Origin of the sequence: Streptomyces sp. NPDC089915, from assembly GCF_040684675.1 — a bacterium.
Classification (GTDB): Bacteria; Actinomycetota; Actinomycetes; order Streptomycetales; family Streptomycetaceae; genus Streptomyces.
Window position 1 is genome coordinate 1 of record NZ_JBFBGN010000397.1, and the last position, 1,216, is coordinate 1,216.

A 1,216-nucleotide genomic window follows, 5' to 3' on the forward strand; every position below is an offset into this window, starting at 1 on the left:
GTCGTCGGCAGGGTCAAGACGGTTTCGGTCAAACGCGAGGGCCGCAGGTGGTTCGTGATCCTGACCGCCGAGCAGGCCCAGCCCGAGCCGTTCCCGGCGACCGGCTCCGTCATCGGGATCGACGTGGGCATAGCCAACTTCCTCGCTGACTCCAACGGCGAGTTCGTGCCCAACCCCCGCCACGGCAAGACCAACGAGGACACGCTGGCCGCCGCGCAGCGGGCCGTCGCCTCGTTTCCCCGCGTCCGTCGTGACCGGCGTTCCAAACGGCACCGGGCCGCTCTGGCCAAGGTCGCCGTCCTGCACGCCAAGGTCCGTCGTCAGCGCCTGGACCATGCCCACAAGACCGCACTGCGCCTCGTACGCGTCCACGACGTGATCGCCCACGAGAAGCTGAACATCGCGAACATGGTCCGGGCCCCGAAGCCGAAGCCCGACCCCCGGACGCCGGGCGGTTTCCTGCTCAACGGGGCCGCCGCCAAGGCCGGGCTGAACAAGTCGATCCACGACGCGGGTTGGGGGGTGTTCCTCACGATCCTGACCAGCAAGGCTGAAAGCGCCGGCCGTCGCACGATCCCGGTGGACCCCCGCAACACCTCCCGGCAGTGCCCCGCCTGCGGGCACACCGCCAAGGAGAACCGCCCCACCCAGGAGAGATTCCACTGCCTCTCCTGCGGCCACCTCGCGCACGCGGACACCGTCGGCGCGATCAACGTCCTCAACCGGGCCGGGCTGGTCCGCTGCGACGCCAACCCGGCGTAACAGGAAGCCCCCTCCTTCAGGAGGGGGAGGAGTCACGGAGCGGTAGAACGACGGAGGGATCTGCCGGGAGAAGCTGAGTTCCGCGGCGATCTCGTGTTCGGTGAGCAGGCCGTCTTCGCCCCCGTCCTGGGCGGTCAGGAGGGTGACGAGGATGTCGTCCGGCAGCGGTCGTACCCATCGAGGGCGCGGGTGGGGGCCGGCGGCGAGCCGCCCGCGGACGATCCCCGACGGGTCGGTTGCCAAGGGGGCGACTCGCGAAGGGTCGACGTGCCGGTTGCCGGCGAGCGCGCGCCGGATCGATCTGGCCGGGTGGTGGAGGGCTGCGTCGATGACGGAGTCGGGCAGGTCACGGTCCCCGCACATCAGCAGGCCGGCCTCGCCGGCCGCTGGATCGACCAGGCGTATCAGTACGTCGGAGGGCGCGGCCTCGCCCTCAATCCGGCGGCGCCCTCCG

Annotated in this window: 2 protein-coding genes; both read left to right on the forward strand. The window is 70.9% G+C overall.

Going from position 1 to position 1,216, the window contains the following annotated elements; all coding sequences use genetic code 11:
- A partial coding sequence (locus AB0O29_RS36130; RefSeq protein WP_365160746.1) for a transposase occupies positions 1-762 on the forward strand: 762 nt, incomplete at its 5' end.
- Positions 763-855: 93 nt separating this feature from the next.
- A partial coding sequence (locus AB0O29_RS36135; protein ID WP_365160749.1) for a hypothetical protein occupies positions 856-1,216 on the forward strand: 361 nt, incomplete at its 3' end.